17 protein-coding genes and 1 tRNA gene are annotated in these 24,668 nt (G+C 69.7%); 8 read left to right on the top strand and 10 right to left on the bottom strand.

Annotated features, from left to right (window positions below; translation table 11 throughout):
- Positions 1–35: 35 nt before the first annotated feature.
- Positions 36–1,238, top strand: a complete 1,203-nt coding sequence (locus tag V7Z82_RS00750; protein WP_334146965.1) for an aminotransferase class I/II-fold pyridoxal phosphate-dependent enzyme — start codon at positions 36–38, stop codon at positions 1,236–1,238.
- A gap of 4 nt (positions 1,239–1,242) precedes the next feature.
- On the opposite strand, the gene V7Z82_RS00745 is transcribed toward V7Z82_RS00750, so the two are convergent.
- Positions 1,243–2,052, bottom strand: a complete 810-nt coding sequence (locus tag V7Z82_RS00745; protein ID WP_334146963.1) for a carbon-nitrogen hydrolase family protein — start codon at positions 2,050–2,052, stop codon at positions 1,243–1,245.
- Positions 2,053–2,158: 106 nt separating this feature from the next.
- On the opposite strand from V7Z82_RS00745, the gene V7Z82_RS00740 reads away from it, so the two are divergent.
- Positions 2,159–2,232 (top strand) — tRNA-Met (locus V7Z82_RS00740).
- A 91-nt stretch (positions 2,233–2,323) separates the two neighbouring features.
- On the opposite strand, the gene V7Z82_RS00735 is transcribed toward V7Z82_RS00740, so the two are convergent.
- From V7Z82_RS00735 to V7Z82_RS00725, 3 genes are all read right to left on the bottom strand, one after another.
- On the bottom strand, positions 2,324–2,731 hold the full coding sequence (locus V7Z82_RS00735; protein WP_334148300.1) for an arsenate reductase ArsC: 408 nt from the start codon (positions 2,729–2,731) through the stop codon (positions 2,324–2,326).
- 104 nt (positions 2,732–2,835) lie between these two features.
- The gene (locus V7Z82_RS00730) at positions 2,836–5,742 is read right to left on the bottom strand and encodes a UPF0182 family membrane protein (RefSeq protein ID WP_334146961.1); all 2,907 of its coding nucleotides are present in this window, start codon (positions 5,740–5,742) and stop codon (positions 2,836–2,838) included.
- 57 nt (positions 5,743–5,799) lie between these two features.
- The gene (locus tag V7Z82_RS00725) at positions 5,800–6,867 is read right to left on the bottom strand and encodes a YlbL family protein (protein WP_334146959.1); all 1,068 of its coding nucleotides are present in this window, start codon (positions 6,865–6,867) and stop codon (positions 5,800–5,802) included.
- Between the two features lie 136 nt (positions 6,868–7,003).
- Between V7Z82_RS00725 and V7Z82_RS00720 the strand changes: the two genes are divergently transcribed.
- Positions 7,004–8,419, top strand: a complete 1,416-nt coding sequence (locus tag V7Z82_RS00720; RefSeq protein ID WP_334146957.1) for a zinc-dependent metalloprotease — start codon at positions 7,004–7,006, stop codon at positions 8,417–8,419.
- Between the two features lie 818 nt (positions 8,420–9,237).
- Here the strand turns inward: V7Z82_RS00720 and V7Z82_RS00715 are convergent.
- Positions 9,238–10,959: an ATP-dependent helicase gene (locus V7Z82_RS00715; protein WP_334146955.1), complete on the bottom strand. Its 1,722-nt coding sequence runs from the start codon at positions 10,957–10,959 to the stop codon at positions 9,238–9,240.
- Positions 10,956–11,837, bottom strand: a complete 882-nt coding sequence (nudC, locus tag V7Z82_RS00710; protein WP_334146953.1) for an NAD(+) diphosphatase — start codon at positions 11,835–11,837, stop codon at positions 10,956–10,958. The genes V7Z82_RS00715 and nudC overlap by 4 nt, the downstream gene beginning before the upstream one ends.
- Before the next feature lie 64 nt (positions 11,838–11,901).
- On the opposite strand from nudC, the gene V7Z82_RS00705 reads away from it, so the two are divergent.
- A complete protein-coding gene (locus V7Z82_RS00705) occupies positions 11,902–13,281 on the top strand; it encodes a phosphotransferase (RefSeq protein ID WP_334146951.1) in 1,380 nt (459 codons plus the stop codon).
- Here V7Z82_RS00705 and V7Z82_RS00700 read toward each other — a convergent pair.
- Positions 13,227–16,706, bottom strand: coding sequence for a UvrD-helicase domain-containing protein (locus V7Z82_RS00700; protein ID WP_442927579.1), 3,480 nt, complete (start codon positions 16,704–16,706; stop codon positions 13,227–13,229). The two genes, V7Z82_RS00705 and V7Z82_RS00700, sit on opposite strands and share 55 nt — an antisense overlap.
- Before the next feature lie 41 nt (positions 16,707–16,747).
- The gene (locus V7Z82_RS00695) at positions 16,748–19,972 is read right to left on the bottom strand and encodes an ATP-dependent helicase (protein WP_334146947.1); all 3,225 of its coding nucleotides are present in this window, start codon (positions 19,970–19,972) and stop codon (positions 16,748–16,750) included.
- Positions 19,973–20,163: 191 nt separating this feature from the next.
- Between V7Z82_RS00695 and V7Z82_RS00690 the strand changes: the two genes are divergently transcribed.
- Genes V7Z82_RS00690 through V7Z82_RS00680 form a run of 3 tightly spaced genes read left to right on the top strand, consistent with a single transcriptional unit; the run spans position 20,164 to position 21,233 of the window.
- Positions 20,164–20,388 carry a DUF3107 domain-containing protein gene (locus V7Z82_RS00690; RefSeq protein ID WP_045280696.1) on the top strand — a complete coding sequence of 75 codons (225 nt, stop codon included), beginning with the start codon at positions 20,164–20,166 and terminating at the stop codon, positions 20,386–20,388.
- A 7-nt stretch (positions 20,389–20,395) separates the two neighbouring features.
- Positions 20,396–20,683 (top strand): hypothetical protein, encoded by a 288-nt coding sequence (locus tag V7Z82_RS00685; protein WP_334146943.1) that lies wholly within the window; start codon positions 20,396–20,398, stop codon positions 20,681–20,683.
- A gap of 10 nt (positions 20,684–20,693) precedes the next feature.
- Positions 20,694–21,233, top strand: coding sequence for a hypothetical protein (locus tag V7Z82_RS00680; RefSeq protein WP_334146941.1), 540 nt, complete (start codon positions 20,694–20,696; stop codon positions 21,231–21,233).
- Here the strand turns inward: V7Z82_RS00680 and V7Z82_RS00675 are convergent.
- Positions 21,230–21,943 carry a ferritin-like fold-containing protein gene (locus tag V7Z82_RS00675; protein WP_334146939.1) on the bottom strand — a complete coding sequence of 238 codons (714 nt, stop codon included), beginning with the start codon at positions 21,941–21,943 and terminating at the stop codon, positions 21,230–21,232. The two genes, V7Z82_RS00680 and V7Z82_RS00675, sit on opposite strands and share 4 nt — an antisense overlap.
- 196 nt (positions 21,944–22,139) lie before the next feature.
- Here V7Z82_RS00675 and V7Z82_RS00670 point away from each other — a divergent pair, with 196 nt between their 5' ends.
- Positions 22,140–23,654 carry a DEAD/DEAH box helicase gene (locus tag V7Z82_RS00670; RefSeq protein ID WP_334146937.1) on the top strand — a complete coding sequence of 505 codons (1,515 nt, stop codon included), beginning with the start codon at positions 22,140–22,142 and terminating at the stop codon, positions 23,652–23,654.
- 32 nt (positions 23,655–23,686) lie between these two features.
- Here the strand turns inward: V7Z82_RS00670 and V7Z82_RS00665 are convergent, their stop codons facing one another.
- Complete coding sequence (locus V7Z82_RS00665) at positions 23,687–24,613, bottom strand: DUF817 domain-containing protein (protein ID WP_334146935.1); 927 nt, start codon at positions 24,611–24,613, stop codon at positions 23,687–23,689.
- Between the last annotated feature and the right edge of the window lie 55 nt (positions 24,614–24,668).

Raw genomic sequence — 24,668 nt, 5'->3', positions numbered from 1 at the left:
AGGTGAGTTTCAGCTATGGCCTTAGCCTGTTCTTCATGAGTGTCATTCCCGGTGCATGGCGACGGACGGCAGCGGGTGCGGGGCTGCTCTCTCCCGAAGGAGCGGTCGCCCCCACCATCTTCGCAGAGATGTCCGCTGCGGCGGCGAGAACCGGAGCGATCAACCTCGGCCAGGGGTTCCCCGACGAGGACGGTCCCGCCGCCGTGCTCGAGGCCGCTCGCGAGGCGATCTCGAACGGCGCCAATCAGTACCCGCCAGGGCGCGGCATCCCCGATCTGCTCATGGCGATCAGCGAGCATCAGCGTCGCTTCTACGACCTCGAGGTCGATCCCGCGACCGAGGTGATCGTGACCGCCGGCGCGACCGAGGCGCTCACGGCGACGCTGCTCGCCCTCATCGACGGCCCTGACGACGAGGTCGTCGTGTTCGAGCCCTACTACGACTCCTATGCCGCAGCGGTGGCCCTCGCCGGTGCCCGGCTCCGCACCGTGCCGCTGCGGGCCCCCGACTTCCAGCCCGACCTCGATCAGCTCGCGTCAGTCGTCAGCGACCGCACGCGCATCATCCTCGTGAACGATCCCCACAACCCGACCGGCGCCGTGTTCGACCGCCGCGTGCTGGAGGAGGTCGTGCGGCTCGCCGAGCGGCACGACGCCGTGATCGTGACCGACGAGGTCTACGAGCACCTGGCCTTCACCGGACCGCACACGCCCATCGCCACGCTCCCCGGTGCCGCGGAGCGCACCCTGACGATCTCCTCCGCCGGCAAGACGTTCTCGGCGACGGGATGGAAGATCGGCTGGGTGCACGGCCCGGCTGCGTTGATCACCGCGGTCCTCACGGTGAAGCAGTACCTCACGTACGTGAACGGCTCGCCCTTCCAGCCCGCGGTGGCGGTGGGGCTTCGACTCGACGACGACTACTTCACGGGCGCCGCCGCCACCCTGGCCCACAAGCATGAGATCCTCGGCACCGGGCTGCGGTCGGCCGGGTTCACGGTGCATGCGCCGCAGGGCGGCTACTTCACGGTCGCTGATGCCACGGCGCTCGGCGGCTCTGACGCCGCCGCCTTCTGCCGACAGTTGCCCGAACGAGCGGGCGTCGTCGCCATCCCGCTGACAGCCTTCGTCTCGTCGGAGCACCGCGATGCATATGCGGGGCTCGTGCGATTCGCCGCCTGCAAGCGCGTCGAGGTGCTCGAGGAGGCAGCAGCGCGTCTGGCGGCCTCGGCGCGCTGAGCGGTCAGGCGGGGACGACGCGGTATCGCCGCACCCGCAGCGACGGGTTGGTGGCGCGCACGCGGTCGATCGCCGCGCGCTCCACGGTCGCGACGGCGATGCCCTCCGCCGTGCCGACACCCGCCAGCACGACGCCCTGCGGATCGACGATCTGCGAGTGTCCGACGCCGATCGGCGTCGGATGGTCCGAGGCGACCACGTAGGCGGTGTTCTCGATCGCCCGCGCCGCGAGGAGCGTGGTCCAGTGGTGCTCCTTGAGCGGGCCTCTGACCCATTCGGCAGGCACGACCAGCGCATCGGCGCCGGCGTCGATCAGGGTTCGCGCGACTTCGGGGAAGCGCAGGTCGTAACAGGTCATCAGACCGAAGCGCAGACCGGCGAGCTCGAAGGTCGACGCCTCGCCGAGCGCTCCCGGCTCCACCCAGTCGGACTCGGTCTGGCCGAACGCGTCGTACAGGTGCTGCTTGCGATAGGTGGCGAGCAGGCCGTCGCCGCGCACCGCCACGATCGTGTTGCGGACGCGCTCGCCATCTGATGCTCGTTCAGCGAGGCCTGCGACGAGCACGACCGCGTACTCCGCCGCCAGTGCCGTCAGCGCCTCGACGAACTCGCCGTCGATCGCCTCCGCGTTCTCGGCGAGCGTGTGGTCCATCGGATCCACGAAGTAGCTGGAGTACTCGGGGAACACGACGAGGTGCGCCCCGCGCGCGGCGGCATCCGCGGTCATCGCAGCGATGCGCTCGAGGTTTCCGGATCGGGATGCCGTCGGCGCGAACTGGCAGACGGCGACGGGAACGGCGGGTGACTCGGTCATGTCCTCATCCTCCCCCATCGACACGCGACCCCGACACTCCCGGGGTCGCGTGGGAGTGGCCTCGATTCGCCGACCCTCGGAATCCGTGATAAGTTACTTCTTGTGCCGCGGGGTGGAGCAGTTCGGTAGCTCGCCGGGCTCATAACCCGGAGGTCGCAGGTTCAAATCCTGTCCCCGCAACAAATGAAAGGCCCTCTGGCCGGGAGAAATCCCAGGCCGGAGGGCCTTTCGCCTTTTTTGGCGGCATGTCCGAAAGCCGCGACAGCAGTGTTCAGATGAGCTCGGCGACCAGGATCTGGATGCGGCTGAGTATTTCGTCGCGGATCGGACGGACGGACTCGATCCCCTGACCCGCAGGGTCGTCGAGCTTCCAGTCCTCGTAGCGCTTGCCGGGGAAGAACGGGCACGCGTCGCCGCACCCCATCGTGATGACGACGTCAGAGGCCTGCACAGCCGCTGTGGTGAGCACCTTTGGCTGCTCCCCCGTGATGTCGATGCCGAGTTCGGCCATCGCCGCCACTGCGGTCGGATTGATCTGATCTGCCGGCATGGATCCGGCTGAGCGGACCTCGATGCGGTCGCCGGCGATGTCTCGGAGGAATCCGGCGGCCATCTGGGATCGCCCGGCGTTGTGCACGCACACGAAGAGCACGGAAGGCGTGCCGGTGGTCTCGGTCATGGCGCTCCTGGTCTCGGTCTCTGTCTCGGTCTTCACCGAAGAATGGTCTTCGACGCGAATGGGCGCCCCATCGGGACGCCCATTCGACTCAGCTCATGCGAGGGTCACTCCCCCGCTGCGGCCTCGAGCGCCAGGAGCTTCTCGACCGCCGCGGTGAGGCGCTTGTCGGCCTCCGCGAACTTCGTGAGGTCCCCGGACGTCAGAGCCGTCTGACGGTCGAGCAGCGCCTGCTGCGCGGCTGCGAGCGCGTCTGCCTGCTCGTCGGTCGGTGTGGTCGGCGTCGTCGGCGTCTCGCCTGCATCCGGATCCGTGGCCGGATCCGTCGGCTCGACATCGTCATCACCGGCGGTCGCACCGGAGTCTCCGCCGAACAGTGCGTCGAGCGCCTCGGTCAGCGTGTTCTCGAAGGCGACGCGATCACCGAAGGCGACCAGCACCTTCTGCAGACGCGGCAGCTGCGTGCCTTCCGAGGACTGCACGTAGAGCGGCTGCACATAGAGCAGACCGCCACCCACGGGCAGCGTCAGCAGGTTGCCGTACAGCACCTCGGACTCGCCCTGCTGGAGCAGGTTCAGCTGCGGCACCACCGACGTGTCGGAGTTGTAGGTGTTCTGCACCTGACCAGGGCCCGGGACCGTCGTCTCGGTGTCGATCTCGAGCATCCGCAGCTGACCGTATCCGTCTGCCTTCACGCCCTTCTCGGAGCCGGCGTCGGAGTCCACCGCGAGGTAGCCCATCAGCACGTCACGGCTTCCGCCCGCTCCCTGCGAGTTCGGGATGAACGTGGAGAACATCGAGAACCGCGGTTCGTCCTGACCTGGCATCTGCATGGTCAGGTAGTACGGCGGCTGCAGCTGCGAGTCGCTGCGAGGGTCGTTCGGCGTCTGCCAGCGGTTGTCCTGCTGCGCGAAGGAACCGGCCTTGTCGACGTGGTAGATCCCGAGGATGTCGCGCTGCACCTTGAACAGGTCAGTCGGGTAGCGCACGTGGCTCATGAGCTCACCGGACATCTCGCTGATCGGCTTCACGGTCGACGGGTACACCTTCTGCCAGGTCTTGAGGATCGGGTCCTCGGCGTCCCAGGCGTAGAGCGTGACCGAACCGTCGTAGGCGTCGACCGTCGCCTTGACCGAGTTGCGGATGTAGTTGATGTCGTCGATCGCGAGCGTCGGCGACGGGATGTTCGAGTCGGCGATCGCGTCCGACAGGCTCACGCTCGTCGAGTACGGGTACGTCGAGCTCGTCGTGTAGCCGTCCACGATCCAGACGATGCGTCCGTCGACGACACTCGGGTACGGGTCGCTGTCGAGCTCCAGGTACGGAGCGACCTTCTGCACACGGGTCTTCGGGTCGCGGTCGTAGAGGATCTGCGAGTCCTCGTTCACGAGGTTCGAGAACAGGATCTGCTCGGACTGGAACTTCAGCGCGTACAGCAGCTTGGTGAAGGTGTTCCCGATCGCGGGTCCTCCCTCGCCGTCGAAGGTGGTCTTCGTCTCGGTCGAGCCGTCCTTGCCGCGCGGGTAGTCGATCTCGGCCGGGTCGGAACCCTCGGGCGCACCGACGATCGAGTACTCGGGCGAGTTCTCACCGAAGTAGACGCGGGGCTCGAAGTTCTCACGGTCCGTCAGGAAGCCGGAGGACGGGATGCCGCGCTCGAGGAAGACGGGCTCGCCGTCGGTCGTGCGCTGGTTGCCCGCTGCGGCGACGAGGCCGTAGCCGTGCGTGTAGACCGCCACGCGGTTGTTCCAGTTGTCGCCGTCGCCGAGGCCCGACATGTCGAGGTCGCGCACCGACACCACGGTGTCCTGCATGGCGCCGTCGATCTCGTAGCGGTCGACGTCCATCGTGGTCTGGAACTGGTAGTAGCCGCGGTACTGCTCGAGCTGACGGACCGTCGGCGGGATGACCTTCGGATCCATGATGCGGATCGACGCGGTGGTCTCGGCATCCTCGCGGAGCTGGCCGGCCTCGGCGTCGGTCTCGGCCTCGAAGGCGGTGGTCTCGAGATCTGCGACCCCGTACGCCTCCTTCGTGCCATCGATGTTCCGCTGGTAGAACTCGGCCTGGTACGCGTTCTGGTTCGGCTTCACCTGGAAGGTGGTGACGACCCACGGGTATCCGACGCCGACGACGAGCGAGGCGACGATCAGCAGCGCGGTCGCGGCGAGCGGGAAGCGCCAGCGGCCGATCACGGCGGTGACGAAGAACAGCACGGCGACGAGTGCGGCGATGATCGCGAGGATCGCGAGTCCAGGGATCGTCGCGTTCACACCGGTGTATGCCGCACCCGTGATGCGGTCGTCAGGGGCGACGAGCGTCTTGTAGCGGTCGAGCCAGAGGCTCGCCGCCTGCACGAGCAGGTAGAGACCGGCGATGATCGCGAGCTGGATGCGCGCGGACTTCGAGATGCGCAGCTCCCCCTGCCCGATGCGGACCGCGCCGTACAGGTACGACACCAATGCGGTGACGAGCAGGCTGAGCAGCAGCACGGCCGAGACGAAGGCGAGCAGCATCGAGTAGAAGGGCATCGCGAACATGTAGAAGCCGGTGTCGATGCCGAACTGCGGGTCGACGTCGGACGTCGCGACGCCGTTGGCCCAGAGCCAGACCGTCTTCCAGTTCCCAGCGGCGGCGAAGCCGGCGAAGAGGCCGAAGAAGATCGGCATGCCCCACATCGCAAGACGGCGCAGGGGTTCGATGACCTCCTGGTAGCGGTCGAGCTGCGAGCTGAGCCGCACGTACACCGGCCGCAGACGGTACGCGAGCTGGATCACCACGAACAGCGGAACAGCCATGGCGAGGAAGCCCACGACGAACATCACCGCCGTCGCGATCCACTGCGTCGTCAGCACACCGGTGAATCCGACCTGGTCGAACCAGAGGAATTCGGTGTACAGCGATGCGAAGACGAAGAACACCGCGATCAACGCGGCGATGATCACCAGTGAGATGCCGAGAATACGTCGGGACGTTCGAGGCGTGGCCGGGTTCTGAGCTGAGGTCGAGGTCACCCCTCCATCCTAGGCGGGCCTTACTGGATGGGGGCTGTCATCCCGGTCACGGGGAGGTCACGACGCAGTGCAGGCCGGGAGCTTCGCGACGTCGCCGCCGTCGGCGATCACCGAGAGCGCATCGAGCGACTCCTCGAGGGTCGAGGTGCGGATCACCTGGAGTCCGTCCGGCACGTGTCCGACGACCTCGTCGCAGTTCGACGCAGGAGCGAGGAAGTACTCGGCCCCGGCGTCCCTGGCGCCGTAGAGCTTCTGGCGGATGCCGCCGATGGGCCCGACCGTGCCGTCGGCCTCGATCGTGCCGGTTCCGGCCACGTTCTCGCCGCCGTTGAGCTCGCCCTCGGTGAGCCGGTCGACGATGCCGAGCGCGAACATCATCCCAGCGCTCGGTCCGCCGACGTTGTCGAGCTGGATCGCGACGTCGATCGGGAAGTCGTAGTCCGTGCGCAGCGTGATGCCGATCAGCCAGGTCGTGACGTCGCCCTCGGTGTGCTTCTCCGGCGTGATCGTCACCTGCTGCTCCTCGCCCCGCCGCTGCACCGTGAGCTCGATCGGGTCGCCCTCGGCATCCTGGATCGTCTGGCGCAGCTGCTTGGCTGACTCGACCGTGGCGCCGTCGATCCCGGTGATCACGTCGTCCGGCTCGAGCACGCCGGCCGCAGGGGTATCGTCGACGGCCTCGACGACGACGACCTCGGCGCCGGTGTCGTAGCCCAGCTCGTTCAGCGCCGCGGCGGTCGCCTCGTGCTGGGAGTCGACCATCAGCGTGGCGTTGCGCTCATCCCGCTGCTCGCTCGTCACGCCCTCGGGGAACACCGAATCCAGCGGAACGACGGCGCGCGAGGAGTCCGTCCAGGCCAGTGCCAGCTCGAACCAGCTCGGCGTGCGCTCGCGGTTGCCGACGACCTGGACGGTCGTGAGGTCGAGCGTGCCTGCGGTGTCGAACGTCTCGGCGCCCTCGATGCTGATCAGCGGCACCTGCTCGCCGTCCTCGCCCGCCGCGGTGCCGAGCGTGTCGTAGACGGGACCTGGGCGCTGGATCACGTACGGCGTCGGGAGGAACGTCAGCACCACGAGCGCGACGAGCGCCACGATCAGCGCCCAGACTCCCAGTCCGGGCTTCATGGACCGCGTTCGTTCCACAGCATTCCTCCGTCGTTCGCGAGCGGCGTACAGCGATTCGCCCGCGTCGGGGTCACTCGCAGAATCCTGTGACTAGCGTAGATGCCACGGCTATAGGCGTGCTGAGAGGGCGATCGACATGGCAGACAACGACCCCACCCCCGAGGACTTCCAGGAGTTCCTGCGACGGATGCTGTCCGGGCAGGGCGGTGACATCGATCCTGAGGCGCTGCGCGGAGCCTTCGAGGGCATGGAAGGCATGCAGTTCGACCCCGCCATGATGCAGACGATCATGTCGCAGCTGCAGGGCGCCTTCGGCGGCGACCCGTGGGAGAACGCGCTGCGTCAGGCGCTGCACATCGCCAACCGCGAGGGACAGGGCATCTCCGACGGCTCGCGCACCTCGCTGGTCGACTCGTTCGCGCTCGCGAACCTGTGGCTCGGCGAGGCGACGACGATCTCGGAGCTCTCCGAGACGCCGACCGCGATGACCCGCGGCGAGTGGGTGGAGAAGACCCTTCCGGTGTGGAAGGAGATCGCCGGCCCCGTGTCGACCAGCATCGCCGATGCGCTGACCAGCGCGCTCGACACGCAGGTCCCTGAGGACATGCGCAGCGTCGTGCAGGGTGCGGGCAAGCTCATGCGCGGACTCGGCGGCTCCGTCTTCGCTGCGCAGTTCGGTCAGGTGCTCGGCAACCTCTCGCTCGAGGTGGTCTCCGGCGGGGACGTCGGCATCCCCGTGCTGCCCGCAGGCACCGCAGCGGTGATCCCGCAGAATCTCACCGCCTTCGGTGAAGGCCTCGAGATCCCCGAGGACCAGATCGCCCTGTACCTCGCCACCCGCGAGCTCGCCTACGCCCGCCTGTACCGTCACGCCAAGTGGCTGCACCTGCATGTGATGGCGCAGATCACCGACTTCGCCCGTGGAGTCACGGTCGACGTCGACGCGCTGGAAGACGTCGCGAGCCGTCTCGACCCCTCGAACCCGGAGGAGCTGCGGGCGGCGATCGAAGGCGGAGCGCTGCTGCCGGCGCAGACGGACGCGCAGCGCGAGTCGCTCGCACGCCTGGAGAACCTGATCGCCACGATCGACGGATGGGTCGACGTCGTCACGGCCGAGGCCACCTCCCGCCTGCCGGACGGATCCCGCATCGCCGAGGCGGCTCGTCGACGTCGCGCGGTCGGCGGCCCGGCCGAGGACGCACTCGGCGCGCTCGTCGGCCTCAAGCTGCGGCCGCGCCGCATCCGGGAGGCATCCGCGATGTGGAAGACCGTGACCGACGAGGTCGGCATCGCCGGACGCGACTCGCTGTGGGATTACCCCGACCTGATGCCGTCGGCAGAGGACATCGACGACCCCACCGCACTCGTCGCCCGGCTGCAGGCCACGGCGCGCGGCGAGCAGCCCGTCGCCGACGAGTTCGACGAGGCACTCGCACGACTGCTCGACGGGGACGACTTCTCCGAAGACCGGCCGGCGGGCGAGACGCCGGGGGAAGGACCCGGCGAGGACGGCGAGCAGGGCGATCGCCCTGATGGAGAACGTCCGGTCTGACAGCGAGGCTCGCGCCACTCCTCCTCCCCAATGGCGGAGGAGGACGGAAGTTGTCCACGGATGTGTCGTTCGGCGCGGCCAGCGGTGACGGCATCCTCAGAATCGAGAGATGTCTCCGCGCTCCTCGACGACCCTCACCCGCCTGGACCCGGGGCTGCCGCTGCTGTGGCGTGATGAGCGCACGATCCAGATCGGCGCGATCGACGGCGAGCGCATCGACGCCGACGCAGGCTGGGTCGAGCTGCTGCTGAGCCGCATGCGGGTGGGTTTCCGACGCGCCGCCTTCGACGTGATCGCGCACGGCGTCGGTGCGCCTCGAGACGAGGCCAGGGCGCTGCTCGCCCGACTCGAGCCGATTCTGGTCGACGATCCACCACCGCCGCCGGCTGCCTGGGTCGAGAGCCTCAACGTCGTCGACGGGCGCGTCGACTACCGCATCCGCGAGGCTCTGGCGGACGAGGGGGTGCTCTCCGGAGAGCGGGGCAGGCCGGGGCACATCGGCATCGTGCTCGTCCAGGGAGCCGCGGCCGCGCTGCAACTGGCCGGCTACCTCCGCGAAGACCTCACGCACCTCCCCGTGTCTTTCGAGCGATCGCGGGTGACGGTCGGCCCGCTCGTGATCCCGGGCGAGACACCGTGTCTGACCTGCCGCGACGGACAGGAACGGGATCGGGATGCCGCCTGGCCACGGCTGCATGCGCAGCTGATCGCCCGGGACCCCGGACCGATCAGCGCGGCGCAGGTCGCCGAGGCGGCCACGATCGCTGCACGGATCCTGCACGCGCCGACATCGCCCGACGACGAGTCGATCGTCGGGGTCAGCGCGAACGGTTCCCTCGAGTGGCGCCGGGTGAGGTTTCACGAAGGATGCCGGTGCCGCGCGCCGTCGTCCCCATCTCTGCAAGGAACCGGGACGGCGCCCGCTCCCCCCGTCCGGCCGACCGCGACCACGTCAGGGCCAGCGTTCGCGCGGCGCGCGTGACGCCCACGTAGGCCAGCCGGCGCTCCTCGTCGATCGATTCGAAGGTCGTCGCGTAGGAGATCGGGAGGGCGCCCTCCGCCCACCCGGCGAGATGCACGTGGGGCCACTCCAGCCCCTTGGCGGCGTGCAGCGTCGAGAGCGTCACGGTGCGCATCGTCGGTTCGTGCTGGTCCTTGGCCCTGGCCATGAGTGCATCGCTGAAGCCACGGAGGGTGGCGTCGGGTCCTGCATCCTCAGCGAGCCGCAGGATGGCGCGGCGCGCCTCCCACCCGTCTCGTTGGGCGCCGCCTGCTGCCGGCGGTTCGTCCGTGAGTCCGAGCTCGCGCAGCACGCGCTGCACACCCGGGAGGAATCCCTGCTCGGTCGGAGCGACGGCCGCGGCACGGAGCGCGAGGATGGCCTGCCGCACCTCCGGCATGTTGAAGAACCGGGTGCCGCCGAGCACGGATGTCGCGATGCCTTCGGCCGCGAGCGCCTGCTGTAGCACTGCGGATTGCGCGTGAGCACGGTAGAGCACAGCGATGTCGGCCGGGGAAGCGCCGCCCGTGATGCGCGCCGAGATCGCGCTCGCGATCCCAGCGGCCTCCTCCGCCTCGGTGTCGTAGGCCGTGACCGTCGGCGGATCGGCCGAGAACTGCTCGCGTGCCGGGACGAGCTCGAGCGCACCCGGGCGGCCGTGCATGAGGGCGTTCGCCGCGGTCAGGATCGGCGCCTGCGAGCGGTAGTTGGTCTCGAGGCGCACGACCGTCGCGTCGGGGAAGCGTCGCTCGAACTCGAGCAGGTATCGCTGCTCTGCGCCCGCGAACGAGTAGATCGTCTGGCTGGCATCACCGACGACGCAGATGTCGCGCCGATCCCCCAGCCAGAGCTCGAGCAGCCTGTTCTGCAGCGGCGAGACATCCTGGAACTCGTCGACCGTGAAATGCCGATACTGCTCGTGCACCGATGCCGCGACGCGGGGCTCTGCCTCGAGCATCCCTGCGCACGCCAGCAGCACGTCCTCGAAGTCGAGCTGATGCCGCTCGTCCTTGAGCGCCTCGTACCCGCGCTGGAGCTCGACGAGCTGCGTGCTGTCGACGCCGCTCACGGTGCGTCCGAGCTCGGCGTGCGTGTCGATCGAGATCATGGAGACCTTGCGCCACTCGATCTCGGAGGCGATGTCGCGGAGCGTCGCGGTGCTGCGCCGCAGCCGCAATCCGTCGGCGACCTGTCCGAGCATCCGCACCTTGTTGTCGATGATCGACGGCGCAGGCGACCCGGCGAGCGTCGGCCAGAAGAAGTTCAGCTGCGCGAGGGCCGCCGCGTGGAAGGTGCGTGCGGCGACGCCCTCGACGCCGAGTGCGCGCAGACGACCGCGGAGCTCGCCCGCCGCCTTCGCCGTGAACGTGACGGCCATGACCCGAGCCGGCGAGTACGCGCCGGTGTCGACGCCGTGCGCGATGCGGTGGGTGATCACGCGGGTCTTGCCGGTGCCGGCACCGGCCAGCACCGCCACGGGTCCGCGCAGCACGGATGCCGCCTGCCGCTGCGTGTCATCGAGGGCGTCGAGCGCGCTCACACCCGACCCTCGTGCCAGTCGACGATCAGGGCTCGCGCGATGGACGCGGGGCCAGGCAGACCGACCGGGCCGTCTCCGGCGAGCGCGGTGCTGATCTCGTCGCGGGTGAACCACCGCACGTCGATGATCTCCTCGCCATCGGGGCGAGCCGTCGCCTCGTCCTCGACGACGGCTCGGAAGCCGACCATGAGCGAACGAGGGAACGGCCATGCCTGGGACGAGAGGTACCGCAGCGAGGACAGCGTCACGCCGGACTCCTCCTCGATCTCCCGGTGCACGGTCGATTCGAGGGACTCTCCCGCCTCGACGAAGCCGGCGAAGCACGAGTACATGCGGCCGCCCCAGTTCGCGTTGGCGCCGAGCAGCAGCCGCTCGCCGTCCGCGCTCTCGACCGCGACGATCACGGCCGGGTCGGTCCTGGGGAAGTGGTCGCGACCGCACACGAGGCAGTGCCGCGACCATCCGGCCTGTCGAAGCTCGGTGGCTCCCCCGCACCGCGGGCAGAAGGCGGCGTCGCGCAGCCAGCCGGCCACGGCGATCGCGGCGATGAGCCGCTCGGTCTCGGCCGGGTCGATGCGTCCGCCGAGATCGCGCAGACCGAGCCAGATCTCATCAGGAGTCGAGTCGACCGATGCCGGCTCAGCCGGCAGCGATGCGAGCAGCAGCACGGTGCCGTCGACGTCGCGTCCGAGCAGCGCCCAGTCGGCCTCGACGATGTCGTCGGGCGAGACCCGCAGCATGGCGGAGTCGACGACTCTGACCCGCCCGTCACGGACCGCGATCACCCTGGTCCTCTGGTCTGCGCGCAGTCGATCCAGCACCCCCGGCTCCTCACGGAGCTCGGCGGCACGGTCGAGAGATGAACGCTGATTGGTCATCGACTCCCTCTCTCACGGGCGTGGCGGAGGCGGGACCGCCCCTGAGCCGACCTACCCTGAGGGTATGGGACGCTCTCCATTCACTCTAGCCGCGGCAGTGACGGCCGCACTGCCCGGAGCGGAGGTCACCGGCGCTCGCACCCTGACCGCTGACGCCGACGGTCGTTTCGACTCCGCTGTCGCCTCGCTGGCCGACGGCCGCGAGCTCGCGATCCGCATCGCGGACGACGACGAGACCGCACGAGAGCTGGCGGCGGAGGCCATCGCACTGCGAGCACTCACCGCCGGCGCACGCGCCATGCTGCCCTTCAAAGCCCCCGAGTACATCGGCGAGACCAGGGTCGGCGACGGGCGTGCACTCGTGACCGAGCTGCTGCCCGGATTCCAGATCGAGGCGGCGAACGTGCCGGGTGGCCGGGGCGCTGCCGAGTCGATGGGCGCAGCGATCGCAGCGGTCCACGGACTGCCGACCTCGGTCGTGCGTGGAGCCGGTCTGGCCACGCGATCCGCAGACGAGAGCCGCGAAGAACTCGCCCGTCTGGTCGACACCGCTGCGGCGACCGGGCGTGTCCCCGCCCGTCTCACGGTGCGCTGGCGCGACGCCGTCGCCGATGACGATCTCTGGCGGTTCGAGTCCACCGTGATCCTCGGCGGCGTGCAGGCCACCTCGTTCCTCTTCGACGACGACCCCGACCGCGGACCCGAGGTCACCGGTCTCCTCGATTGGCACGGCCTCTCGGTCGGCGACCCCGCGCTGGATCTCGCCTGGCTGTCCACGGCTCCGGATGCTGCGGGCGACGTGCACGCGTCCTACGCGCGTTCGCTCGACCGAGTGCCGGATGCAGCGCTGGATCAGCGCGCACGACTGCTCGCCGAGCTCGAATTCGCCCGCTGGCTCGTGCACGGCGACGCGATGCGCCGCCCCGACATCGTCGACGACGCCGCAGCCCTCCTCGCCGCACTCGCCGAGGGCCTGCACTCCGACGACCTCAGCGTCATCGCGACCCGGTCCGACGGCGTCGACTCGGCGATGGACGCCCTCGACCGTGTGCCCGAGGCGGCCGCGGCGACGATCGACACCTCGATGCAGACCGACGCCTACAACCCGGACGAGCTGTGGATCGACGTTCCCGATGAGCTGGACGAGGAATCGCCAGGCGCGTCCGGGCCGGACGACAGCCCGACGCCGGACGCCGTGACGCACGATGTCACGGCGGACGTCGATGCTGCCCGCCGCGCCGGCATGCTGAACGTCGAGACCGAGGACCTGTCCGGGGTCTCCGGGCTGTTCAGCGGCACTGGAGGACCGGCAGGCGTCCGCGACTCGCAGCCGCGTGCTGCGGAGCCGCATCCCGAGGACGACGACGCGGTGGACTCGGCCGACGAGGCTCAGCGAGCTGCGCGCGCGGCGCTCCAACGCTGGAAGAGCTCCTCCTCCGAGTAGACCCGGTCGCCCCGGATCACGAGGTCGTCTGCGACGTAGTACAGCGCGACGTCGATCTCATCCAGCGGCACCTCGAACCGCCGGTGGTACGCGAGCCGGTACAGGGCGAGCTGCAGCATCCGATCCTCGCGTTCCTGCGCGGTCCTCGGTGCCTTGCCGGTCTTCCAGTCGACGATCTCGATCCGGCCGCCGCGGTCCTCGCGGCGGTAGACGGCATCGAGCTTGCAGATCACGATGTGCTCGCCGCTGCCGTCGGCGAGACCCGAGACGAGGGCGAAGTCGATCTCGATCTCGACCGCGATGGGCGTGCGCGATCCCCATTCGCTGTGCTCGAAGGTGCGCTGCAGGGCGGCGAGGTCCAGCTCGTCCGCCGAGGCCGCCGATGGATCGGTGACGAACTCGGCATCCGACGGCTCGTCCGCATCGAGCTCCCAGAGCGCCTCGTCGACGCGCATGCCGGTGCCGACGATGTCGGAGCGGCGCTCCACCCACGCGTGGAAGAGCGTGCCCAGCCGGGTCTGCCGGTACGGACGCTCGGGCATCGGGCGCACGATGGACGACAGCGTGCCGGAGAAGTCCGTGACGTAGTCCTTGAACCGAGACGCGGGGACCCTGGTCGGCGGCGCGGCATCGGCACCTCGGAGCCGTGCTGCCCGCTCCGCCAGCAGCCGGCGCAGCTCGGGCGACGGCTCGAGCGAATCCGACCGGGCTGCGGCAGCGCCGACGGACTCCGCGGCGCGCAGGACCAGCTCCCGGCGGGCGCCGAGCGGGTCGAGGGGCCAGGTCAGTGTCGTGCCCGGTCCGTCGTAGGGGTTCTCATCGGGGTCGACCGGCACGATGTCGTCGAGGGCGAGCACCTCGATCGCCTCGATCAGGAACGGGCTGGGCGAGCGCGGCGCCTTCTGTCCGGCCCAGTGCGATCCGCTCAGCAGCAGATCCGTTCGGGCGCGGGTGATCGCGACGTACGCGAGGCGGCGCTCCTCCTGCTGCTGGTACTGCCGGTACGCGTCCTTGAAGCGCCGCAGCGCGCCGCCCTGCGGATTCGCCTTGGTCACCCCACCCGACAGAGAGGACTGCGCGAGCGCGTGCCGTTTCTTCGGATCGCTCTCCTCGCCCATCGCGCCGATGGGGTCCCAGGTGAAGGTCGGCAACGCATCGCGGTCACCGCGGAGCGCGAACGGCACGACGCCGAACCCGAACCAGCCTGAGGTGTCTGACACCCGCCCTGGCAGCTCGTCGACCACCAGTCGCACCACGGCGACCGCGTCCCACTCGAGCCCCTTGGAGCCGTGAATCGTCAGCAGCTGCACCACGCCCGGCTCGGGCGGCTCGGGTCGCGGCATCAGCTCATCGGTGCTCTCGGCCTTGTCGAGCCAGGCGAGGAGGCTGCCGATCGTGCCGCGTTCGTCGGCGGAGAGGAACGCGCGCACCTCGTCGGAGAACGCCCGCAACTGCGTCGCGGCGATGCGCGCGGGGCCCCTGGTCTCATTGGATGCCAGCTCGATGTCGAGCCGCAGCTCCAGCTCGATGAGACGGATCAGTTCAGGGATGGGCTGCGAGGCGGCACGGCGAAGCCGTTCGAGCATCTCGCCCGCTGCGCGGATGCGCCGGCGGCCGTCCGGCGTGATGCCCGTGAGCAGCCGGTAGTCGTCGCGGACGGCGCGCACCACGTCGACCGCATCCACGATCGAGACCGCCTCGTCGGCGCCACGGGAGGAGCGAAGACGCACCCGCACCTCTTCGGGGAGCGGCATCATCGAGGTGTCTCGTTCGGCAAGCGTGCGTCCGAGGTCGTACAGCGCGGCCATGTCGGCGACGCCGACCCCGAAGCGCGGTCCGGTCAGCAGCCGGATCAGCGCCGACCCGGCGGTCGGATCGTGCACCACCCGCAGCACGGACACGACGTCGACCACCTCCGGCGTGGCGAGGAGGCCACCGAGTCCGAGGATGCGATGCGGGATGCCGCGGGCGGCGAGCGCCGCCGCGAAGGTCTGCATGTGCCGCTTCGACCGGAACAGGAGTGCGCCGGTGTGCGGGCGGGTCGTGTCGGGATCCGCGTCGTGGGCAGCGCGTCGTGCGAGGAACCACTCGGCGACCTCGTCTGCCTCGTCGTCGACGGTGAAGGGATACCGGATCTCGACCGCGCCCTCCCCCGCGCCAGGGCGAGGGTCGAGTGGCGGCACGTCGAGGCCCGGTCGCTGCAGCGGCTCGAGCACGCGGTTCGCGATGTCGAGGATGCGGCTGTCGTTGCGCCAGCTCGTCATCAGGCTGTAGGTCTGCGCCGCCCCTTCGCGGGCGAATGCCCCCGAGAACGCGTACAGGTTGTCGGCACTCGCGCCGCGCCAGCCGTAGATCGACTGATGCGGGTCGCCGACCGCCATCACGGCCGTGTCGTGGAACAGCTCGGCCAGGAACCGGGTCTGGATGACCGAGGTGTCCTGGTACTCGTCGAGCAGCACGACGCGATGCTGGTCCCGCAGCTCCGCCCGCACATCGGGCGCCGACTCGACGATGTCGTAGGCACCGCCGACCTGGTCGGCGAAGTCGAGCACGCCGCGGCGCTCCTTCTCGCGCATGTACTCGCGCACGAGCTGCGTGATCGTCGGCAGCCCCAGCAGATTCGTCGCCGCCTTCTCGACATCGGCGTTGCCCCGGTACGGCTCGAAGGCCTTCGCCTGCTCCAGCGCGATCCGCTCGGCGCGGTCGAGGTCGACGCGGTGATCGAGGGCGTCGCCCGCCAGCCGCTGCACGGCGTCGATCACGGTGCCGAGTGCATAGTCGATACCCTCGAGTTCCGGGAGATCGGAGCGCAGCACGACCTCGCGCGCCAGCATCCAGGAGGCCGCCTGGCTGAGCATCGCGACATCGGGATCCCGCCCGATCCGCGCTGCGTGCTCGCGGACGATGCCGTCGGCGAAGGCGTTGTAGGTCGAGACGCGGGGCCGGATCATCATCTCCTCGGCTGCCCGCGGCGTCGTCGGATCCCACCCGGTCGCGTGGACGACGGCGAGCTCGTCGAGCACGTGCGAGCGCACGAGTTCGCGCTGGCGCCCCGGCGCCGCCTCGTCGACGCGACGCAATGCGCCGGACCGCACGATCTCGGGCAGGACCGGCAGCAGCCCTCGCCTGCCGTATTCGTCGATCACGGACAGCCGCGCGCCGATGCGCTCGGCGAGCTCTCCCGCGGCCTTGCGAGTGAAGGTGAGGCCGAGGATCTCGTCGCGGCGCACATGGCCGTTCGCAACGAGCCAGACGACGCGTCCCGACATCGTCTCGGTCTTGCCGCTGCCGGCCCCCGCCACCACCAGCGCAGGCGTCGGCGGCGCCTCGATCACGCGTTGCTGCGCCGCAGTGGGCGACGGCTGGCCGAGCGCGGCGGAGACATCGGTCGCGGAGATCCCGAAGGATCCGGGCCATCCGATCATGCTCGCATCCGTCGTGTCCACCTTCGTCAGTCCCACGTCGGTCATGCGCTGACCGCCGGCACCGTGTGGATTCGGCAGGGATGCACTCGCCGCTGCGTGTCTGCGCAGTGCGATTCGACCTGCGCCGTGAAGCTCGACGCAGACATGCCGCGCGCTGCGTCGGCGACGCGTCGCAGGAACGCCGATCGCGCTTCGTCGTCGAGCGGATGCTGATGCGCGATGCGGTAGTCGCTCTTCGCGAGGGTCTTCGACACGATCACCAGGCGCGCTCCGGCCAGGGACTCGGGGACCGCGCCTTCGATCAGCCCCTGCTGCACCGCGACCTGGTACGCCGCGAGCTGCGCATGCTCGAGCACGCCGGCGTCGTTCTCAGGGTCGGTCTTCCCGGTCTTGAGGTCGACGACCACCGACCGCTCCCCTCCGGCACCGGGGCCCATCTCCACCCAGCCGCGGCCGCGGGAGTGCGCGTGCTCTCCCGCGGTCGCCGGATAGGCCTCGACCCGGTCGATGTACCCGCTCACCACGGCGCGAGGGCCGACGCCCTCCTCGTCGACCGCACGCACCTCGGGGCAGGCGGTGTCGTCGCCGAGCGCCACGGCGAAGTCGAAGCGCGCCTCGCTGCCGAGCACCCGTCCACCGTCGGCGCGCACGTCGCCGAGGTAGGTGTGCAGCCGGTCGACGAACAGGTCGGCGCGTCGACGCTCCTTGCGTCCGATCCACTCCGTCTCGAAATCGAGCTCGGGCCAGTGCTCGGCGACGATCGCGCGCATCTGCTCCAGGTCGCCGTCCGGCACCTTCTCCATCGCCTCATGCACGATCGTGCCGATGCCGGCGGTCGGCGGCATGACGGTGTCGCCGCCGAGGGCCGACACCACCCAGTTCAGCCCGCACTCCTCATAGGACTCCATCTTCGACGGCGACACCCGAGCACCGTCGATCGCGAGGTCACGCAGCGGCGCGACGGTCGAGGCCGGCGTCACGCCGTACCAGTCGGTCGGTGCCGCGCCCGGGACTCCCTCTCTGGCCAGCACCGCGAGCTCTTCGGCCGAGTGCCGCCGCACGGCATCCGAGGTCGAGGTCGTGAGCACCCGACGGTTGCGCGCGACGAGTCCGCGCAGGGTGAGCGGGTGCTCGGCAGAGGCGTGCCGCCCTGGTGGCTCCGGTGGCGGGAGGAAGCCGAAGAAGGCGCTCGGCGTCGCATCGTCGTCGTCGACCGCCGTGATCAGCAATCGCGCGCGAGCACGCGAGATCGCCCGGACGAACAGCCGCAGCTCGTCGTGCAGCGCGCCACGTCGACGGTCGAGCGGTGTCGGCGGCTCGACCACCGCCCCGGTTCGCGCAGCCGTGAGGGCGTCGGGGAGCCGCCAGGTCTGCAGCATGCCACCGCGCAGCCGCACATTGGGCCAGACGCCGTCCTGCACACCGGCGACCACGACGGCATCGAACTCGGTGCCGAGGGCAGTGGCGGGTGTGAGCAGCGTCACCTTGCCCGGGCGGTCCGGGGTCGACAGGGAGTCCTCCGGCACCTCGCTGTCGAGGATGTCGCGCACGAACACATCCGGGCGTTCGTTGGGCGTGCGCTCGACGAACCGCTTCGCCGCGTCGAACAGCGACACCAGCGCGTCCAGCGCCCGCGCCGTCTCAGCGCCGGTTGGCTGCAGCGAGATCTCTCGCCACGCCACGTGCAACCGTCGTCCGTCGACCGCCCGCGCCTGGTCCCACACCCGCCAGAGCAGGTCATGGATGGTCTCGCCCGCAGCGGCCGCGACACCCAGCTCGGCGACGGTGTCGGCGAAGCGCGCAGCCGTGCGGGACTCCTGCGCATCGATGAGCGTGAAGTGCGCCGGCCGCACCATGGCCTGCCGAAGAAGCTCGCGAGCCGGCGTCGATCCGCCCTGCTCGAGCTCGATGTGACGCAGACGCGCCCTGAGACGCCGGAGGCCGATCGCGTCCATGCCGCCGAAGGGCGTGCGCAGCGCCTCTTCCCACTCCAGCGAGGTCCGCTCATCTTCCGGCGTGAGCGCGAGTCGGATGATCCCGACGATGTCGCGCACGATCCCCTCGCTGCCGAGCGGGCGCTGCACACCGGCCGCCCTGGTCGGGATCTCTCGCGCAGCGAGCTCGGTCTCGAGCTGCGTGACCTGTCTGGTGTCGTGCGCGATGACGGCCATCCGATCCCATCGGATGCCGGCGGACAGATGCCATTCGCGCATGACGCCGGCGACCCGATCGAGCTCCTCGTACGGCGACGGTGCGATGAATGTCGACACGACAGGGTCATCGCTCTGCTCCGAGTCCGGGATCGGAGCCGGAGCGCGCCGGTGGTCGACGCGACCGGAGACGCCGATCGCCTGCGTCACGGTGCGGGTGAGCGTGGTGAGTGCGGGCTTCTGCCGATGCGGGCCGTCGAGCACGTGCACCTCGCCCAACGCGCCGGCGAGCTGGGCGAACAGTTCAGGGCTCGCTCCGCGGAACGCGCCGGACGAGATGTCGGGGTCTCCGAACGCGAGCACGGCGACGCCACGAGCCCTGAGCGCGCGCACCACGGCGATCCCGCCGCGGGTGAGTTCCTGGGCATCGTCGATCAGCACCACGCGCAACGGTGCCAGCGGACCGAGCGTCGCAGCATCCGCCGTCTCGAGGATCGCGCTCGCCTCGCTCAGCAGATCGGCCGCGTCACGATGCGCCGACCGCAGCGCGTCCAGCACCGAGCGATACTCGACGAGGAAGTCCGCCGTCGCCGTCCAGACAGGATCCCCCGCTGCGCGCAGCTCACTCGGATGCGCGCCCAGCTCCGTGCACTCGGCGAGGAATGCCCGCAGCTCCGAGCGGAATCCCTTCGACGCGCGGACCGAGGCGCTCAGCGCCTCCGGCCAGGCGATGCGACCGTCGTCGGCGTCACCGGCGAGCAGCTCCGCGATGATGCGGTCCTGGTCGGCACCGGTGAGCAGTGCGGGTGGCTCGAGGCCTGCTCGGACCATCGCTCCGCGCACGAGCTGGAACGCGAAGGACCCGAGCGAGCGCGCGAGCGGACCGGGTGTCGCCTGTCCGATGCGCACGCCGATGCGGTCGCGCAGCGCCGTCGCCGCCTGGCGGCTCGGCGTCAGCACGAGCACCTCCTCCGGCCGCAGTCCCTCATCGTCGAGGAGATGCACGACGCGGTCGACGAGCGCTCGTGTCTTGCCCGTACCTGGTGCGCCGATGATGACGCCGGAGGCCTCCACCGCTGCGGAGACGACGTCTCGCTGCGCGGCATCCTCTGTCATGGCATCCACGCTAGCCCGATGCGCGGACATCGCTCAGCGCGGCATCCGCGGGTCATGGCCCGGCCTGTGCGCTCACGGCGAAACGGGCCATCCCGACGGGCCTCGCATCGGACGCCCGCGATAGAGTTGGGCCAGTCTCGACCGACGACTCCTCCGGAGCGACCGGTCGCCCCGAATCGCAAGGAGCACGCGTGGAAATCCGCATCGGCATCATCAACACCGGCCGCGAGCTGAGCTTCGACACCGGCAGCAGCGCAGAGGATGTGCGCACCCAGGTCGCCACAGCGCTCGAGCAGAACACCCCGCACGTGAGCTTCTCCGACGTCAAGGGCAACTCCTACATCGTCCCCACCGCGAACCTCGCCTACATCGAGCTGGGCACCGAGGAGTCGCGTCGCGTCGGCTTCGTCGCCTGATCCGACCGTGTACATCCTCCTCGCGCTCATCGGCGCGTGCGTCCTCGGCATCGCCGCTCACTTCCTGATCGGCGGACGCGAGCTGCGCGGGGTGGCGTTCACCCCGGCGATCGCGACGGCTGCCGCTGCTGTGATCTACACGGCACTGCAGTGGGGCGGTATCGGCGAGGACAATCCGCTGCTCTGGCTCGCGAGTGTGCTCGGCGCCGTCGTGATCGCCGCGGCCATCACCGCGATCGTGGTGTCGGTGCGTCGGCGATCGGATGCCTCGGCGAGAGCCGCCCTGGGGATCTGACACCAGTGCGATGAGCGCGGCGCGCACCCTGCTGTGGATCAGGATCTGCATCGCGATCCTGATGTTCGGTCTCGTGGTGAGCGGTGTGACGGCGTTCCCGCTGCGCGCCGAGCTCACACTCGGCTCGGAGCTGCTGCACTCGACGCCGGTCGTGTCCTGGTTCCCTGACGCGGTCGGCTGGGTCGACCGCGTCTCGGCCGCGCTGACCGATGTCGACGGGCGATACCCGTTCATCTCCTACGGCACCGACTGGCTCGCCTACGCGCACCTCGTGCTGGCCGTGGTGTTCATCGGTCCGCTCATCGATCCGGTCCGCAACATCTGGGTCACCCAGTTCGGTGTCATCGCGTGCATCGGCATCGTCCCGCTCGCCGTGATCGCCGGCAGCATCCGCGGCATCCCGCTCGGCTGGCAGCTGATCGACATCTCGTTCGGCGTGCTCGGGGCCATCCCGCTCGTCATCGCGTGGCGGCTCACGCGCCGGCTCGAGCGGCATCCGGATTCGCCGATCCGGGCCGCCGAGCCCGATCTCTCGAGCCGAGCCCGCTAGGAGGCGAGCCCCATCGCGTCCATGCGACGAGCGTGGGCGCCCATGAGCTCGGTGTAGACCGGCTCGATGCGCTCCTCGTCGACAGCGAGCAGCTCGGGCCGCAGTGCCGAGCGGCACACCAGGATCGTGTCGCCCACCAGACGTCGCGCCCACATCGACAGCAGCGAGCGCCATTCCTCGTCGCTCTCGATCGTCTCCTGGATGATCGCGACGATCTCGTGACGCGCGTCGTCCTCGCGCAGGATCGCTGCGACCTGTCGCCCCGGCTCCCCGTAGCTGGAGGCGAGTGCGAGATAGAAGTCGTCGAGCATGCCTGCGGTGATGTACACGGCCAGGAGCGTCTCACGCGGACGCGCGCCGATGGTCTTGCGCCGGAACGCGTCGAGGTGCTCGCGGAACGGCAGCATCAGCTGTGTCGGGTCGTCGCCGCGCTCCGTGATCAGCTCGACGATCGCGCGATGCTTCGTCAGCGTCGCCCCGGCTGCGCGCGACAGGGACTCCTTCTCGGAGAGCTCCGGCGTCGCGCGGATCAGCCGGGTCAGCGTCTCGAAGTAGCCCAGCTGCAGATAGGCGGCCTGGCCGAGGAAGCGCGGCAGCTCGGGGGCCAACTCGGCGAAGTCGACGCGGGTCGCGTCTCCCTGGTCGCCGCGACTGCGCAGTGCCAGGGTTCGCCGAGGGGCGTCATCGCGCTGCCAGAACCACTTGACCACGAGGCCTCCCTACCCAGTTCGCTCCGTCGTTCACAATACTCGTGCGGCCGGCCTCTTCCGGCGCTTCGCACCCCCTCGGGTAGGCTGGGCGTGTCCCCGCCGTCGGAGCGGGGCCCCGCGCCTGTGGCACAAGAGACGGCGTGGATCGTTTACGTGGCGGTCTTAGCGAGATCGCCGGACAGGCAATCTGAATACAGTGACTACTTTCTCTGATCTGGGAGTCGATCAGGACATCGTCGACGCGCTCGCCGCCAAAGGCATCGTCGACGCATTCCCCATCCAGGAGCAGACCATCCCCCTCGGCCTTCCCGGCCAGGACATCATCGGCCAGGCGAAGACCGGAACCGGCAAGACCTTCGGCTTCGGCATCCCGGTCGTCCAGCGTCTCGGCACGGACCCGGAGCACGGTGTCAAGGCCCTCATCGTCGTCCCGACCCGCGAGCTCGCGGTGCAGGTGTACGAGGACATCGACCTGCTCACCAGCAACCGCTCCACCAGCGTCGTCGCGATCTACGGCGGCAAGGCCTACGAGGGGCAGATCGACCAGCTGAAGGCCGGTGCGCAGATCGTCGTCGGCACCCCCGGCCGCCTGATCGACCTCGCGGGTCAGCGGCTGCTCGACCTCTCGAACGCGACCGAGGTCGTGCTCGACGAGGCCGACAAGATGCTCGACCTCGGCTTCCTCGCCGACATCGAGAAGATCTTCCAGAAGGTCCCGGCGGTCCGCCACACGCAGCTCTTCTCGGCGACGATGCCCGGCCCGATCGTGGCCCTGGCGCGTCGCTTCATGACGAATCCGATCCACATCCGCGCGACCGATCCCGATGAGGGCCTGACGCAGGCCAACATCAAGCACCTCGTCTACCGCGCGCACTCGATGGACAAGGACGAGATCATCGCCCGCATCCTGCAGGCCGAGGGCCGTGGGAAGACCGTGATCTTCACGCGCACCAAGCGCGCGGCGCAGCGCCTCGTCGATGAGCTCGGAGACCGCGGTTTCAACGTCGGCGGCGTGCACGGCGATATGGGCCAGGACCAGCGTGAGCGCTCGATGGCGGCCTTCAAGGCCGGCAAGCGCGATGTGCTCGTGGCAACCGACGTCGCCGCCCGCGGTATCGACGTCGACGATGTCACCCACGTCATCAATCACACGATCCCCGACGAGGACAAGACGTACCTCCACCGCGCCGGTCGCACCGGCCGCGCCGGGAAGACGGGCATCGCGGTGACCTTCGTCGACTGGGAGGACCTGCACAAGTGGGCCCTCATCAACCGCGCGCTCGAGTTCGGTCAGCCCGAGCCCGTCGAGATCTACTCGTCGAGCCCGCAGCTGTTCGAGGACCTCGACATCCCCCAGGGCACGAAGGGTCGTCTGACGACGGCTCCGAAGGCCGAGGCCAAGCCACCGCGCACCCCTCGTCCCGAGCGGGCTGCGGTCGCCGCCGAGGAGGGCACCGATGAGGGCGGCACGCGTCGTCGCCGTCGCCGTCGCGGGGGTTCGAACCCCGTCGGATCGACGTTCGCCGAGGGCGCCCCCGCCGAGAACTCGGGCGAGGGCGGGAACCAGTCCGCCGATCGCAGCGCCGATGGCGCCGGCACGCACGACGGAGCCGGCAAGGAGCACCACGACGGAAAGCCGTCTCCGACGCGCCGCCGCCGCCGTCGTCGCGGCGGATCCGGCGCGGGAGCCGCTCCGGTGGCCGGGGCCTGATCAGGTCTGATCGACATCACGTCTGATCGAAGTCACAGTGGGGCGGATGCTGCGGCATCCGCCCCACTGTCGTCTCCACGCGTCCGGTCGCCTCGCCGCGCGGACAGCATCGACGCCGGCACCTGCGGCGGGTACACCCAGGCGACGAGGACCACCGAGATGATCATCAGCAGGAACCACGACATGAGTTTGCTCGGCGACACCAGCTGCCAGCCGTCCGCCTGGTCCGGGTACATCCAGGCGCCCGCCCAGGTACCGATGTTCTCCGCGAGGTAGATGAACCCCGCGACTCCGGCGAAGACCGCCAGCAGCGGCAGCCGCAGTGTGCGCCGCCAGACCCTGGCGTGCATGACGGTGCGCGCCCAGAGCACGAGCACCGCGGCGAGCAGCACCCACCGCACGTCCCACCAGAAGTGGTGCGTGAAGAAGTTCAGGTAGATCGCGGCGGCGACGATCGCGGTGAGCCATCGACGCGGATACCGGTCGAACCCGAGATCGAAGAGCCGGTACACGCGCACCATGTACGAGCCGACCGCGGCGTACATGAAGCCGCTGAACAGCGGGACGCCACCGATGCGGAGGATGCCGTCCGCGGCATACGCCCACGATCCGACATCGGTCTTGAACAGCTCCATCACCGTGCCGGTCAGGTGGAACAGCACGATGACCCAGAGCTCCCGCCCGCTCTCGAGGCGGAACACGAGCATCGCCAGCTGGATCAGCACGGCCGCGATCGTCAGGGCGTCGTTGCGCGCGATCGCAGCGTCGTCGGGATACCAGAACCGCGCCGCGACGATCACCGCGAGCAGCGCAGCGCCGAAGATGCATGCCCATGCCTGCTTGAGCAGGAACACCACGACCTCGATCAGGGCGGCGCGGATGCCGTTCGCCGGAGCGCCGCGCAGCATCCGATGGGCGATGGCATCGACACGGAGCTCGAGAGAGGTCGCCCGTTGCATGCCTCGGAACGTATCAGCGGGTCCCGGCGAGAGAGCAGGGAGACGGCCGACAGAA

Source organism: Microbacterium sp., assembly GCF_036823965.1.
In the GTDB taxonomy this organism is placed as follows: domain Bacteria; phylum Actinomycetota; class Actinomycetes; order Actinomycetales; family Microbacteriaceae; genus Microbacterium.
This window is presented reverse-complemented; position numbering and strand designations above follow the sequence as displayed.